General features: G+C 70.1%; 15 protein-coding genes. 8 read left to right on the forward strand and 7 right to left on the reverse strand.

What is annotated here, in order from left to right:
• The 3 genes from PO768_RS18175 to PO768_RS18185 all read right to left on the reverse strand — a co-directional run.
• Positions 1-673 (reverse strand): N-acetylglucosamine kinase (locus PO768_RS18175; protein ID WP_272647172.1); only part of this gene is annotated, 673 nt, incomplete at its 3' end.
• Between the two features lie 85 nt (positions 674-758).
• Positions 759-1,151, reverse strand: coding sequence for a hypothetical protein (locus tag PO768_RS18180; RefSeq protein ID WP_272647173.1), 393 nt, complete (start codon positions 1,149-1,151; stop codon positions 759-761).
• Between the two features lie 2 nt (positions 1,152-1,153).
• Entirely contained in the window at positions 1,154-1,654 is a 501-nt protein-coding gene (locus tag PO768_RS18185) for a GAF domain-containing protein (RefSeq protein WP_272647174.1), read from the reverse strand.
• A gap of 92 nt (positions 1,655-1,746) precedes the next feature.
• On the opposite strand from PO768_RS18185, the gene ada reads away from it, so the two are divergent.
• The 5 genes from ada to PO768_RS18210 all read left to right on the forward strand — a co-directional run bounded on the left by ada (position 1,747) and on the right by PO768_RS18210 (position 5,406).
• A complete protein-coding gene (gene ada, locus PO768_RS18190) occupies positions 1,747-2,826 on the forward strand; it encodes a bifunctional DNA-binding transcriptional regulator/O6-methylguanine-DNA methyltransferase Ada (RefSeq protein WP_272647175.1) in 1,080 nt (359 codons plus the stop codon).
• Positions 2,823-3,518 carry a 2OG-Fe(II) oxygenase gene (locus PO768_RS18195; protein WP_272647176.1) on the forward strand — a complete coding sequence of 232 codons (696 nt, stop codon included), beginning with the start codon at positions 2,823-2,825 and terminating at the stop codon, positions 3,516-3,518. Before ada ends, PO768_RS18195 begins: the two co-directional genes overlap by 4 nt.
• Positions 3,515-4,159, forward strand: coding sequence for a DNA oxidative demethylase AlkB (gene alkB, locus PO768_RS18200; RefSeq protein WP_272647177.1), 645 nt, complete (start codon positions 3,515-3,517; stop codon positions 4,157-4,159). Before PO768_RS18195 ends, alkB begins: the two co-directional genes overlap by 4 nt.
• An 87-nt stretch (positions 4,160-4,246) precedes the next feature.
• Positions 4,247-5,053 (forward strand): substrate-binding periplasmic protein, encoded by an 807-nt coding sequence (locus tag PO768_RS18205; protein ID WP_272647178.1) that lies wholly within the window; start codon positions 4,247-4,249, stop codon positions 5,051-5,053.
• Positions 5,054-5,115: 62 nt separating this feature from the next.
• Positions 5,116-5,406, forward strand: a complete 291-nt coding sequence (locus PO768_RS18210) for a hypothetical protein (protein ID WP_272647179.1) — start codon at positions 5,116-5,118, stop codon at positions 5,404-5,406.
• Between the two features lie 14 nt (positions 5,407-5,420).
• Here the strand turns inward: PO768_RS18210 and PO768_RS18215 are convergent, their stop codons facing one another.
• From PO768_RS18215 to PO768_RS18225, 3 genes are read right to left on the reverse strand one after another with little or no spacing between them, the layout of a single operon-like run.
• Positions 5,421-6,935, reverse strand: a complete 1,515-nt coding sequence (locus PO768_RS18215; RefSeq protein WP_272647180.1) for a glycoside hydrolase family 10 protein — start codon at positions 6,933-6,935, stop codon at positions 5,421-5,423.
• Positions 6,935-8,221: an AmpG family muropeptide MFS transporter gene (locus tag PO768_RS18220; RefSeq protein ID WP_272647181.1), complete on the reverse strand. Its 1,287-nt coding sequence runs from the start codon at positions 8,219-8,221 to the stop codon at positions 6,935-6,937. The genes PO768_RS18215 and PO768_RS18220 overlap by 1 nt, the downstream gene beginning before the upstream one ends.
• A gap of 58 nt (positions 8,222-8,279) precedes the next feature.
• Positions 8,280-9,161 carry an N-acetylmuramic acid 6-phosphate etherase gene (locus PO768_RS18225; RefSeq protein WP_272647182.1) on the reverse strand — a complete coding sequence of 294 codons (882 nt, stop codon included), beginning with the start codon at positions 9,159-9,161 and terminating at the stop codon, positions 8,280-8,282.
• A 194-nt stretch (positions 9,162-9,355) separates the two neighbouring features.
• Here PO768_RS18225 and bufA2 point away from each other — a divergent pair, with 194 nt between their 5' ends.
• The 3 genes from bufA2 to PO768_RS18240 are packed head-to-tail and all read left to right on the forward strand — an operon-like array spanning position 9,356 to position 11,276.
• Positions 9,356-9,646: a BufA2 family periplasmic bufferin-type metallophore gene (gene bufA2 / locus PO768_RS18230; RefSeq protein WP_272647183.1), complete on the forward strand. Its 291-nt coding sequence runs from the start codon at positions 9,356-9,358 to the stop codon at positions 9,644-9,646.
• A 14-nt stretch (positions 9,647-9,660) separates the two neighbouring features.
• Positions 9,661-10,506, forward strand: a complete 846-nt coding sequence (gene bufB, locus PO768_RS18235; protein ID WP_272647184.1) for an MNIO family bufferin maturase — start codon at positions 9,661-9,663, stop codon at positions 10,504-10,506.
• The gene (locus PO768_RS18240) at positions 10,503-11,276 is read left to right on the forward strand and encodes an HvfC/BufC N-terminal domain-containing protein (protein ID WP_272647185.1); all 774 of its coding nucleotides are present in this window, start codon (positions 10,503-10,505) and stop codon (positions 11,274-11,276) included. Before bufB ends, PO768_RS18240 begins: the two co-directional genes overlap by 4 nt.
• On the opposite strand, the gene PO768_RS18245 is transcribed toward PO768_RS18240, so the two are convergent.
• Complete coding sequence (locus tag PO768_RS18245; RefSeq protein ID WP_272647186.1) at positions 11,263-11,763, reverse strand: ureidoglycolate lyase; 501 nt, start codon at positions 11,761-11,763, stop codon at positions 11,263-11,265. The genes PO768_RS18240 and PO768_RS18245 overlap by 14 nt on opposite strands.
• Positions 11,764-11,797: the final 34 nt, after the last annotated feature.

Consider the following 11,797-nt stretch of genomic DNA (forward strand, 5'->3'; position numbering starts at 1 on the left):
GCCGGCCTATCGTGCCGCGCTCGCCGCCGTAGATGAACTGGCGGGTCAGGGCCCAGTCGCTGCCGCCTATGGCCTCGAACAGCGCGCGCGCCAGCGCCGAGTCCTGCCAACTGCCGGGCGCCTCGTCCTCGCGCCGCCAGACCCCGGCCAGCGCCTCGCGGGCGATCCAGAAGCCGCTGCCCTCGTCGCCCAGCAGCGCGCCGCGGCCGCCGGCCCGCTGCATGCGGCCCTGCGCGTCGATGAAGGCAGCGATCGCGCCGGTGCCGGCATAAAGCAGATAGCCCTGGCCGGGCTCGAAGGCGCTGCGGTAGGCGATGTCCATATCGCTGCCGCAGACCATCGCGGCCGGCTTCAGCCCCAGGGCCTGTGACAGGATGTCTTTCAGCTGGGCGGCGGCCGGGCCGTCGGCCTCGCCCAGGCCGGTGATGCCGGCGTACAGGCCGCTGGGCCGGCCGTGGGCCAGGGTCGCGAAGGCCAGCTGGTGGGCGGTCTGCGCCAGCGCCACCCGGCCCTCGACGCTGGCCAGCTGCAGGCCGCTGAGGCCGGCCACATGGCCCTCGGCCAGGCAGCGCCCGGCGCCATCGGATAGCGCCCAGCGGGTCTGGGTGCCGCCGGCGTCCAGACCCAGGCCGAGCCGGGCATCGCGGGGAGTGTCTAGCGGAACAACAGGCATGCGTCGGACGGGGTGTGGGCGGCTCAGCTTAGGGGCGCGGCCGCCGGCTCGCCAATGTCAATGCGCGCAGCGGGCATAACTTGAATCAATGTGCCGGCGCCCCGGTCAGCGCGCCCACCACCTCCAGCGCGGTCTTGACCTTGAAGGGCTTGAGCATGATGCGCTGCACCTGCAGCGGCTTGAACAGCGCCAGCAGGCTGGCGTCGACGCTCTCGGCCGTCAGCGCCACCGGCAGGTCGGCCGCGCTGCGCAGCGCGCCGTCGCGCAGGCTTTGCAGCAGGCTCAGCGCGCCCAGGCCATCGCCGATGTCCATCAGCAACGCGTCGAAAGCCTGCGATTCGAGCAGGCGCTGTGCTGCCTCGTGGCTGCTGGCCTCGTGCACATCGGCGACATCGAGCTCGCGGGCCACCAGGGCCACGGTGCGGCGGAACAGCGAATGGGGATCGACCAGCAGCAGGGTCTTGCGGCGTGCCGGCATGCTCAGCCCTCGTCCATGCCGTGGCCGCGCAACTCGGTCAGCACCAGGTCGCGCAGCGAGCCCAGGATGGCCAGCTCGGTGCGGTCGAGCCGGCGCGGCTGCGGATCCAGCAGGCAAAGGGTCCCGACCCGCAGGCCGGGCTGCAGCTCCAGCGGCGCGCCGGCATAAAAGCGCACATGCGGCGGGCCGGTCACCAGCGGGTTGTCGACGAAGCGCGGGTCGAGCAGCGCGTCCTCGATCATCAGGATGTCGGGCTGCAGGATGGCGTGGCCGCAGAAGGAGGTGCTGCGCGGGGTTTCGCTGGCCTCCAGGCCGGTCTTGGCCTTGAACCACTGGCGGTTCTCGTCGACCAGGCTGATCAGCACGGTGGCGACCTCGAACTCCTCGCGCGCAAACTGCGCGATGCGGTCGAAGCGCTGCTCCGGCGGCGTGTCCAGGATCAGCAGCTCGCGCAGCGCCTGCAGGCGTTCGGCGTCGTTGGCGGGGATGGGGGCGGCTTGCATGGGCTGACTGTATCGAATTCAAAAGCAAGCAGCGGGATGCCGGCGCGGGCGAGCCCGCCTAGATTTCGGTCATCATGCAACGGAGATCGATGATGAATATGAGCAGCAAGACCGAAACCCGGGCCCTGGCCGCGCTGGACGACCCGCGCTGGACCGCGCTGCGCGCGCGCGATGCTGCGGCGGACGGGCAGTTCTTCTATTCCGTCCGAACCACCGGCGTCTATTGCAAGCCCTCCTGCGCGGCGCGGCCGGCGCGGCCCGAGAACATCGCCTTTCATGCCACGGCGGCCGAGGCCGAGGCCGCCGGCTTTCGGCCCTGCCGGCGCTGCAAGCCCGATCAGCCGCCGCTGGCCCAGCGCCAGGCCGCGCTGGTGGCCGAGTTGTGCCGCTTCATCGAGCAGGCGCCGAACCCGCCCAGCCTCGACGTCCTGGCCGAGCGCGTGGCCTTGAGCCCGCACCACTTGCACCGCCTGTTCAAGGCCCAGACGGGCCTGACGCCCAAGGCCTATGCCGATGCCCACAAGGCCAGGCGCTTGCGCGAGCTGCTGCAGGAGTATGGCAGCGTGACCGACGCGCTCTACGGCGCCGGCTATGGCGCCAGCAGCCGCTTCTATGCCCAGGCCGACGCGCTGCTGGGCATGGCGCCGCGGCGCTACCGCGACGGCGGTGCGGCGGCCGAGATCCGCTTTGCGCTGGGCCAGTGTGCGCTGGGCGCGATCCTGGTGGCGCAGAGCGAGCGCGGCCTGTGCGCGATCAGCCTGGGCGACGATGCCGAGGCCTTGCTGCGCGAGCTGCAGGACCGCTTTCCCAAGGCCCGACTGATCGGCGGCGATGCCGGCTTCGAGCAACTGGTGGCGCGGGTGGTCGGCTTTGTCGAGGCGCCGGGTGTGGGGCTGGACCTGCCGCTGGACGTGCGCGGCACGGCCTTCCAGCAGCGTGTCTGGCAGGCGCTGCGCGAGATCCCGCCGGGCCGCACCGCCAGCTACAGCGAGATTGCTGCGCTTATCGGGGCGCCGCGTGCGGTGCGTGCGGTGGCCTCGGCCTGCGCGGCCAACACCCTGGCCGTGGCGATCCCCTGCCACCGCGTGCTGCGCCAGGACGGCAGCCCGGGCGGCTATCGCTGGGGCGTCGAGCGCAAGCGTGAGCTGCTGGCCCGCGAGGCCAAGCCATGAGGCCGGCGATCGACTGGGCCGCCGCCGAGCAGGCGCTGGACGAGCGCGGCAATGCGCTGCTGCCGAGCTTCCTCAGCGCCGAGCGCTGCGCCGAGCTGATCGCGCTGTATGAGCGGCCCGAGCTGTTCCGCAGCAAGGTCGTGATGCAGCGCCATGGCTATGGACAGGGCGAGTACCAATATTTCGCCTATCCGCTGCCGGAGCCGGTGGCCGCGCTGCGCGCCACGGTCTATCCGAGGCTGGCGACTATCGCGAACCGCTGGCAGCAGGCCCTCGGGCTGGAGACCCGGTTCCCGACGACCCATGCCGAGTTCATCGCGCGCTGCCATGCGGCCGGTCAGTGCCGGCCGACACCGCTGCTGCTGCGCTATCGCGAGGGCGACTACAACTGCCTGCACCAGGATCTGTATGGCGAGCAAGTCTTCCCGCTGCAGATCGCGGTGCTGCTGTCGCAGCCGGGCGAAGATTTCGAGGGCGGCGAGTTCGTGCTGACCGAGCAGCGCCCGCGCCTGCAGTCGCGCCCCGAAGTGGTGCCGCTGCAGCGGTGCGGCGATGCGGTGCTGTTCGCCGTCAACCAGCGGCCAGTCAGCGGCACGCGCGGGGTCTACCGGGTCGCGATGCGGCACGGCGTCAGCCGTCTGCGCGCCGGCCGGCGCCATACCCTGGGCCTGATCTTCCACGACGCGACATGAACGCCGAGCTGTTCGCACCCGAGCCCGGCGAGCGGCAAGACCTGGCCCTCGGCGCCTGTCTGCTGCCCGGCTTTGCGCTGGCGCAGGCCGCCGAGCTGCGGGCGGTGGTCGAGCAGGTGTATGCGGCTGCGCCGCCGCGCCGCTGGCTGACGCCCGGCGGCCGGCGCATGGCGGTGGCGATGAGCAATTGCGGGCCGCTGGGCTGGGTCAGCGACGAGCGCGGCTACCGCTATGCCGCGCTGGACCCCGACAGCGGCCGGCCCTGGCCGGCGCTGGATGCGCGGCTGGCCCGACTGGCCGGCGAGGCAGCGGCGGCGGCCGGCTTTGCCGGCTTCGTGCCCGACGCCTGCCTGGTCAACCGCTATGAGCCTGGCACCGCGCTGTCGCTGCACCAGGACAAGGACGAGCGCGATCTGGGCCAGCCCATCGTCTCGATTTCGCTGGGCCTGCCGGCGCTGTTCCTGTTCGGTGGCCTGCGGCGCTCCGATCCCTGCCTTCGACTGGCGCTGCGCGATGGCGATGTGGTGGTCTGGGGCGGGCCGGCGCGGCTGCGCTATCACGGGGTCGCGGCGCTGAAACCGGGCAGCCATCCCTTGTGGGGAGAACAACGCATCAATCTGACCTTGCGCAAGGCCGGCTGAGCGCGCCGCAGCCACTATCATCGCGGCGGTCCGTTGCCCGAAGTCCCGGGGGCTGCGGTTCAAGCGCTCAAGGGGAGGGACTCCAGAATGCTGTTGCGTCGCGCCTGCCGTGTGCTGTGTCTGGTGTGCGTGATCCTGCCCGGCCTGTCCGCGGCCGCCGAGCCGACCGTGCTGAAGCTGCTGGCCGACAGTTTTCCGCCGCTGCAGTATGAGCTGCCGGGCGGCGCACCGGCCGGCTATGTCCATGCCTTTGTGCAGGAGGTGGTGCAGCGGGCCGCCCGCAGCCACGCCCTGAGCGCCCAGCCCCTGCAGTTTCTGCCGCTGAAGCGGGCCCTGGCCCAGGCCCAGACCGAGCCGAATGTGCTGGTGCTCAGCGTCGCACGCACGCCCGAGCGCGCGGAGGCCTATCGCTGGCTGCGCGAGATCGCGCCCTACCAGCTCTGGCTGTACCGGTTGCGCACGGCGGGCGCGCCGCCGCTGCGCTCGCTGGCCGAGCTGAAGGGGCGCGGCCTGCGCTTCGGCGTGCAGGACCAGTCCAACTTCCAGGAATGGCTGCGCGCCCAGGGGGTGGGCCAGCCGCCGGACAACAGCGTGATCGATCCGGTGCGCACAAATGCGCTGAACCTGCGCAAGGCCCAGCTGCAGCGCATCGACTTCTTCGCCCACCCCGATGTCAGCTTTGCCTACCGCGCCCATGAGGCGGGCCTGCGGGCGGATGATTTCGAGCCGGTGCTGCAGATCCAGGCGCTCAGCGCGCCGCTGTGGCTGCTGATCAGCAAGAACAGCGAGCCGGCCCTGGTGGCGGCGCTGCAGCAGGCGCTGGACACGCTGATCGCGGCCGGCCGGCTGGAGGCGCTGCGGCGCGAGACGCTGGCACACTTCGGCGCCCGTTGATTTACGTCCTCTGTCCATGCGTCGCCCTGTGACAGCAGCGACAGGACTGTTGAGGTGTTTTTTTGCTCCGCGCCGGCGATATCTACCGTTACCCGATCCAGACCTCGGCCTTCGCCGTCGACCCCTTGCAGCAACATCGCCAGCAGGCCAAGGACGCGCTGGCGCATGACTATCAGCCGCTGGGGGGCGCGCCGCAGCCGATCAAGAGTTCCAGCACACCGGCCTACAGCCGGGGCAACACGACGCTGTATGCCGACGAGCAGCTGCGCATCAGCGTCGAGTTGGGGCCGCTGCTGTGGTTCCATACCGCGCGGGGCGGCACGATAGGCGGGCTGGTCGATACCTTCGCCTGAGAGCCTGAGGGCGCTCAGTCCAGCGCCAGCGCCAGCCGCGGGCTCTCGTTGCCGACCCGGTCTATGGCGGAGATCACCAGGCCCTGCAGGCCTGCGCGCGGCAGGCTCAGCTCGCTGCCACTGACGACGCGCAAGCGCCAGCCCTGATCCCGGTAGCGCAGCCACAGCGCGTGGCGGAGCACCGGCTTGGCCGGCCCGGGCTGGACCGCCAGGCGCAGCGTCTGCTCGTCCAGCCCCACGAGGCTGAGCAGCGGCGCGCTCGGCGCATCGGCCTCCAGCCAGGGGCAGGCCGGCGGCAGCGCCTCCTGTGCATAGGGGCCGGCGGCCAGCGCGTCGGCCAGGCCGCGGCGGTTCTGCTGCAGCGCGATCATGCTGAAGTGGGCATGGCCGCTGCCGGGATAGCGTGTGCGCACCTGCTCGATCTGGCCGAGGATCTCGGCCACCGGCCAGCTGTCGGCCTTGTCGGTGATCTTGCTGGTGAACAGGCCGGGCCAGACATGGCGCTTGTGCGGGTTCTGGCCATGCCAGTAGTCCAGCAGTGGTACGAAAGCCTGCGCCTTCTGCGCCATCGGCCAATAGAGCTGGGGCACCAGATAGTCCAGCCAGCCGCGCTCCAGCCAGCGCTCGACATCGGCATAGAGCTTGTCGTACTGGCTGAAGCCGGCAATGCCCTCGGGGCGCAGCGCCGGCTTGCCAAGACCGAAGGGGCTGATGCCGAAACGCACCCAGGGCTTGGTCGCGCGGATCATGCCGTGCAGGCGCGCTATCAGGTCGTCGACGTTCTTGCGCCGCCAGTCATGCCGGGCCAGGCCGCCGCCGCTCTGGAGATAGCGCTGCCAGGACGGCTCGTCCGGGAAGTCCAGTTCCTGCCCGTCGTTGCTGATGGGATAGGGATAGAAATAGTCGTCGATATGGATGCCGTCGACCTCGTAGCGCTGCAACACATCCCGGAACACCGCCAGCGTGTGCTCGGCGGCGGCCGGCTCGCCCGGGTCGATCCAGAGCTGCTCGCCGTAGCGCTTGACCCACTGCGGCTGGGTCTGACTCAGGTGGCTGGCCGCGTGGGCCGACTTCGCGCCGCTCTGGCGCGCGCGGAAGGGGTTGAACCAGGCATGCAGCTCCAGGCCGCGCTGGTGGGCCTGGTCAATCCACAGCGCCAGCGGGTCGTAACCCGGGGACCGGCCTTGTACACCCGTCAGGTATTCGCTCCAGGGCTCCAGCGCCGACTCGTACAGCGCATCGGCGCTGGTGCGGATCTGCAGGATCACGGCATTGAGCTTCAGCGCGGCAGCGCGGTCCAGCATCGCGTGCATCTCGGCTTGCTGCTGGGCGGCGCTCAGGCCCGGCTTGCTGGGCCAGTCGATATTGGCCACGGTGGCGACCCAGGCGGCGCGGAACTCGCGTGGCGCGGCCGGCGCCTGTGCCAGCAGCTCGGGCGCGGCGCGCAGTCGCGGCCCGGCTGGCAAGAGCGGATTCGAGGAACAGGCGGCCAGCGCGGCGGTGCTGGCGAGCAGACTGCGGCGGCGCATCACGAGGCCTGCTTGCGGCCGAAATCGGCCGGGATCCTGACCAGCGCCGCGACCGCGAACGAGGGAATCGTCGCGACCAGCACCCAGATGAAGAAGTACAGATAGCCGATCTGGTCCTGCAGCCAGCCGCTCCACATGCCCGGCAGCATCATGCCCAGGGCCATGAAGCCGGTGCAGATCGCGTAATGAGCCGTTTTATGCGGGCCGTCGGCCACCAGGATCATGTACATCAGGTAGGCGGTGAAGCCCAGGCCGTAGCCGAACTGCTCGACCGCCAGGGCCGTGCTGATCAGCCAGAGATTGCCCGGCTGCGCCAGCGCCAGCGCCAGGAAGGCAATATTGGGCACATGCATGCTCAGGATCAGCGGCCACAGCGCGCGCTTCAGTCCGATCTTCGAGATCACCCAGCCACCGGCCAGGCCGCCCAGGGTCAGCGCCGTCAGGCCGACCGTGCCGTAGGCGATGCCGACCTCCTTGTTGCTCAGGCCCAGGCCGCCGAGCTCGGGCTTGTCGAGCAGAAAGGGCGTGGCCAGCTTCAGCAGCTGGGCCTCGGGGAAGCGGTAGAACAGCAAAAAGGCCAGGATGACCCAGATGCCGGGCTTGCGGAAGAACTCGGCAAAGACGCGGAAGAACTCGCCGACCCAGTCATGCTGGGGCGCGGCACGCTGGTCGCTGGCCGGGCGCGGCAGCATCAGCGCGTGATAGGCCCCCATCAGCAGGAACAGGCCGCACAGCACGCCGAACACCAGACTCCAGGCGGTCTGCATGCTGCCGGTGCGCTCCTGCAGCTCGCCGGCCAGATAGACCAGGCCGCCCTGGCCGCCGATATTGGCGATGCGGTAGAAGGTCGAGCGCACGCCGACGAAGGCGGCCTGCTGGTGTTGCTTGAGCGCCAGCATGTAGAAGCCGTCGGCGGCAATGTCGTGCGAGGCCGAGGAGAAGGCCATCAGCCAGAACATCGCCAGGGTCAGCTGGAAGAAGCGCTCGGCCGGTATCGTCAAGGCCACCAGGGCCAGCGAGGCGCCCACCGCGAACTGCAGCGCGATGATCCACACCCGCTTGGTGCCGAACAGCTCGATCAGCGGCGACCACAGCGGCTTGATCACCCAGGGCAGGTAGAGCCAGCTGGTGTAGAGCGCGATCTCGGTGTTGGAGACCTCGAGGTTCTTGTACATGATGACCGACAGGGTCATCACGACGACATAGGGCAGGCCTTGGCCGAAGTACAGCGTCGGGATCCAGGTCCAGGGGCTGCGAAGGGTCGGGTCTTGCGGGTGGCTGTTCATGCGCGGGGCGGGGGCGTGGGGAGCTGGAGGCGTCGCCATTCTCGACTCAATGCCGAGCTCAGCCCGCCAGGGCCTGGCGCACGCTGTCCTGGTGGCGCGCCAGTGCCGCGCGGGCCTCGTCGACGCTGCAGCCGCGGCGCAGCGCCACCACCGCCACCTTGACATGGAAATCGCACTGTTCCAGCACCGCCCGGGCTGCCTTCTCGTCGACCCCGCTGGCCTGCATCGTCAGCGCCACCGCGCGCTTGAGCAGCTTGATATTGCTGGCGCGCAGATCCACCATCAGATTGCCGTAGACCTTGTTCAGCCTGACCATCAGCGCGCTGGAGAAGGTGTTGAGCGCCATCTTCTGCGCGCTGCCGGCCTTCAGCCGGGTTGACCCGGAGATCACCTCGGGCCCGGTGTCGAGCAGGATGGCGATCTCCGCCGCCGCCAGCACCGGCGCACCCGCGTTGTTGGCAAAGCCCAGGCTCAGCGCGCCGGCCGCGCGCGCGGCCCGCAGAGCGCCCAGCACATAGGGCGTGCCGCCCGAGGCGGCCAGCGCCAGCAGCACATCGTTCGGGCCCAGGGTCAGGCCCTGCAGATCGCGCTCGCCCTGGGCCTCGTCGTCCTCGGCGCCCTCGACCGCGACAAACATCGCCGACTCGCCGCCGGCGATCAGGGCCAGCGCGCGTTCGCGTGGCCACGAGAAGGTGGGACCCAGCTCGACGCTGTCCAGCACGCCCAGCCGCCCCGAGGTGCCGGCGCCGGCATAGATCAGCCGCCCGCCGGCCTGGATGCGGGGCAGCGCGGCCGCCACGGCGGCAGCCAGTTGCGGGCCGGCCGCACGCACCGCGTTGACCGCCTCGAGCTGATCCTCGACGAAGGCGCTGATCAGCTGGGGCAGCTCGTAGAGGTCCAGGTCGGCATGGACCGGGTTGGGCATTTCGGTTTTCAGCATCAGCGCACTCTAAGGCCGGGTACCGGCCCCTGCCAATGAAAGCCCGGCCGCAGACCATAACGCCAGCTCATCGAAAAATTGCGTCAGGCGATGTAAGGCCGACCGCTCCCGGCCCGACACACGGTGGCACGACGCGCCCAACGCGCCGGCCGGACACCGCTCCGAACCTTCATATCCCCACAGGAGAAACCACCATGTCGACCGTCAAAACCCAGGGCGCCGCCCTCGCCGCCGCCGCCGCACTGTTTGCGATGAACGCGTTCGCTGCCCCGGCGCCCGCCGGCAGCACTGGCCTGGCCGTGGCCGCCAGCGACAAGGTGCACTGCTACGGCGTGCATGAGTGCAAGGGCAATTCCGACTGCAAGACCAGCGAGAACGCCTGCAAGGGCCAGAACGGCTGCAAGGGCCATGGCTTCAAGGGCATGGAGGCCAAGGCCTGCCTGGACAAGGGCGGCGTGATCGCCGATCTCGTGGCCAAGAAGTAAGCGAAAGGCCGCCGATGTCCTCCATCACGCGGCCCGGCCCAGGCTTCGGCCTGGGCCTGCGCAGCGCCCACTACAGCGCTTTTCTCGCCGAGCCCCAGCCGGTCGACTGGCTGGAGATCATCTCGGAGAACTATATGGTGCCCGGCGGCAAGCCGATGCAGATGCTGGAGGCGATCCGCGCGCGGTATCCGATGGCCATGCACGGCGTGTCGTTGTCCATCGGTGCGGTGGCCGGCCTTGACCCCGGCTATCTGCGCCAGCTGCGCGCGCTGACCGAGCGGGTGCAGCCGCTGTGGGTCTCCGACCATCTGTGCTGGACCGGGGTGCACGGCCGCCAGATGCATGATCTGCTGCCCCTGCCCTATACCGAGGAGGCGCTGGCCGTGGTGGCCCGCAATGTGGCCCGGGTGCAGGAGGTGCTGGGCCGGCGTCTGGTGCTGGAGAACGTCTCCAGCTATATCGAGTACCAGGACTCGGCGATGAGCGAAGCCCAGTTCCTGGCCGAGCTGTGCCGGCGTGCCGACTGCCTTTTGCTGGTCGATCTGAACAATATCCATGTCAGCGCGGTCAACCATGGCTTCGATGCGCTGGACTATCTGGACGCACTGCCGCGCGATCGCGTGCAGCAATTCCATCTGGCCGGCCATAGCGACTACGGCGACCACCTGGTCGACACCCATGACCACCCGGTCGCCTCGCCGGTCTGGGCGCTGTACCGGGCGGCACTGCGCCGCTTCGGGCCGGTGGCCACGATGATTGAGCGCGATGACCGCATCCCGCCGCTGCCGGAGCTGCTGGCCGAGCTCGGCACCGCGCGTGCCATCGCATCGGAAGCGGCTGTCGAGGAGTTCGCGGCATGATGCTCGAAACCCTGCAGGCCGAGTTTCAGGCTCTGCTGCTTGACCAGCCGCAGCAGTTCGCCGCCGCGGTCAGGCCCGGCGGCATCGGCATCGAGCGTCGGCTGGCGATCTACCACCAGGCCTACCGCGCCCGTCTGGTCGAGACCCTGCTGGACAGCTATGGCCATACCGCCGCCTATCTGGGCGATGAGGCCTTCGAGCGCGAGGCGCGCGCCTACCTGATCGCCCACCCGTCGGGCCATCCCAGCCTGCGCTGGTTCGGCGCCGCCTTCCCGGCCTGGCTGGCCGAGCGTCACCCGCAGGACCTCGACATCGCCGAGCTGGCCGCACTCGACTGGGCCTTGCGCGAGGCCTTCGATGCCGCCGACGCGCAAGCCCTGACCCCCGCCGACCTGGCGGCGCTGCCGGCCGAGGCCTGGGCCACGGTCGGCTTCGGCCTGCCGCCCAGCTACCGCCGCCTGCGCCTCTCCCACAACACGCTGGCGATCTGGCAAGCGCTGGATCAGGACGAGGCGCCGCCAGCGGCCGAGCCGCTGGCGCAAGCGCTGGATGTGCTGATCTGGCGGCGCGGCAGCAGCCCGCACTTCCGCAGCCTTGGCTCGCTGGAGGCCGCCGCGCTGGATGCCCTGGCCCAAGGCCGGAGCTTCGCCATGCTGTGCGAGGACTTGAGCGAACGCTTTCCCGAGACCGACATCGCCAGCGAGGCCGGCGGCCTGCTGCGGCGCTGGGTCGAGGAGGGTTTGCTTGCCGGCGTCATCAGGGCGCAATGACGGCACCCGGCGTCAGCCCGACCTCGTCGCAATTGCTGCCCGGCCCGGCCCGGTCGATCACCAGAAAGTCGCTAGTCGCCTGCAGCGCCAGCAAGGGGTGGTGCCAGACGCCCGGCGCATAGTTGATGCCTTGATCGGCCCGGGCCGCAAAGCAGTGCAGGTCCTCAGCCCGTGGCGCGGTGCCAGGTCTTGCCACGACGATCAGATAGGGCCGGCCGGACAGCGGCACAAAGGCCTGCGAGCCCAGCGGGTGGCGCTCCATCAAGACCAGCGTCAGAGGCAGGGTGCGCGGCTGGCCGCGGAAGATGCTGACGATCAGCCGGCCCTCGGGACCGGCTTGCAGCTGCGCGAGGTCGTGATAGCGCTCGGTGGTGCCGCCGTTGATGGGGAAGTGCCGGGCGGCCGCGTCGGTGGCAATCACCTCGCCGAAGGGGGCGAAGGCGGCGGCGGTCAGCGGCTGCTGTCTCAGCAGGAGGGGCGTGCTCATGGCCACGACTCTAGCGCCGGCGCCGATTTCGGCG

The sequence above is a fragment of the Paucibacter sp. XJ19-41 genome, from assembly GCF_028462495.1.
Lineage (GTDB): Bacteria > Pseudomonadota > Gammaproteobacteria > Burkholderiales > Burkholderiaceae_C > Roseateles_E.

What these genes read in the sequence shown, in the direction of transcription:
- PO768_RS18180 (WP_272647173.1), bottom strand. Translation starts at nt 1,151, where the DNA reads ATGCCGGCACGCCGCAAGACCCTGCTGCTGGTCGATCCCCATTCGCTG.
- PO768_RS18185 (WP_272647174.1), bottom strand. Translation starts at nt 1,654, where the DNA reads ATGCAAGCCGCCCCCATCCCCGCCAACGACGCCGAACGCCTGCAGGCG.
- ada (WP_272647175.1), top strand. Translation starts at nt 1,747, where the DNA reads ATGAATATGAGCAGCAAGACCGAAACCCGGGCCCTGGCCGCGCTGGAC.
- PO768_RS18195 (WP_272647176.1), top strand. Translation starts at nt 2,823, where the DNA reads ATGAGGCCGGCGATCGACTGGGCCGCCGCCGAGCAGGCGCTGGACGAG.
- alkB (WP_272647177.1), top strand. Translation starts at nt 3,515, where the DNA reads ATGAACGCCGAGCTGTTCGCACCCGAGCCCGGCGAGCGGCAAGACCTG.
- PO768_RS18205 (WP_272647178.1), top strand. Translation starts at nt 4,247, where the DNA reads ATGCTGTTGCGTCGCGCCTGCCGTGTGCTGTGTCTGGTGTGCGTGATC.
- PO768_RS18215 (WP_272647180.1), bottom strand. Translation starts at nt 6,935, where the DNA reads ATGCGCCGCCGCAGTCTGCTCGCCAGCACCGCCGCGCTGGCCGCCTGT.
- PO768_RS18220 (WP_272647181.1), bottom strand. Translation starts at nt 8,221, where the DNA reads ATGAACAGCCACCCGCAAGACCCGACCCTTCGCAGCCCCTGGACCTGG.
- PO768_RS18225 (WP_272647182.1), bottom strand. Translation starts at nt 9,161, where the DNA reads ATGCTGAAAACCGAAATGCCCAACCCGGTCCATGCCGACCTGGACCTC.
- bufA2 (WP_272647183.1), top strand. Translation starts at nt 9,356, where the DNA reads ATGTCGACCGTCAAAACCCAGGGCGCCGCCCTCGCCGCCGCCGCCGCA.
- bufB (WP_272647184.1), top strand. Translation starts at nt 9,661, where the DNA reads ATGTCCTCCATCACGCGGCCCGGCCCAGGCTTCGGCCTGGGCCTGCGC.
- PO768_RS18240 (WP_272647185.1), top strand. Translation starts at nt 10,503, where the DNA reads ATGATGCTCGAAACCCTGCAGGCCGAGTTTCAGGCTCTGCTGCTTGAC.
- PO768_RS18245 (WP_272647186.1), bottom strand. Translation starts at nt 11,763, where the DNA reads ATGAGCACGCCCCTCCTGCTGAGACAGCAGCCGCTGACCGCCGCCGCC.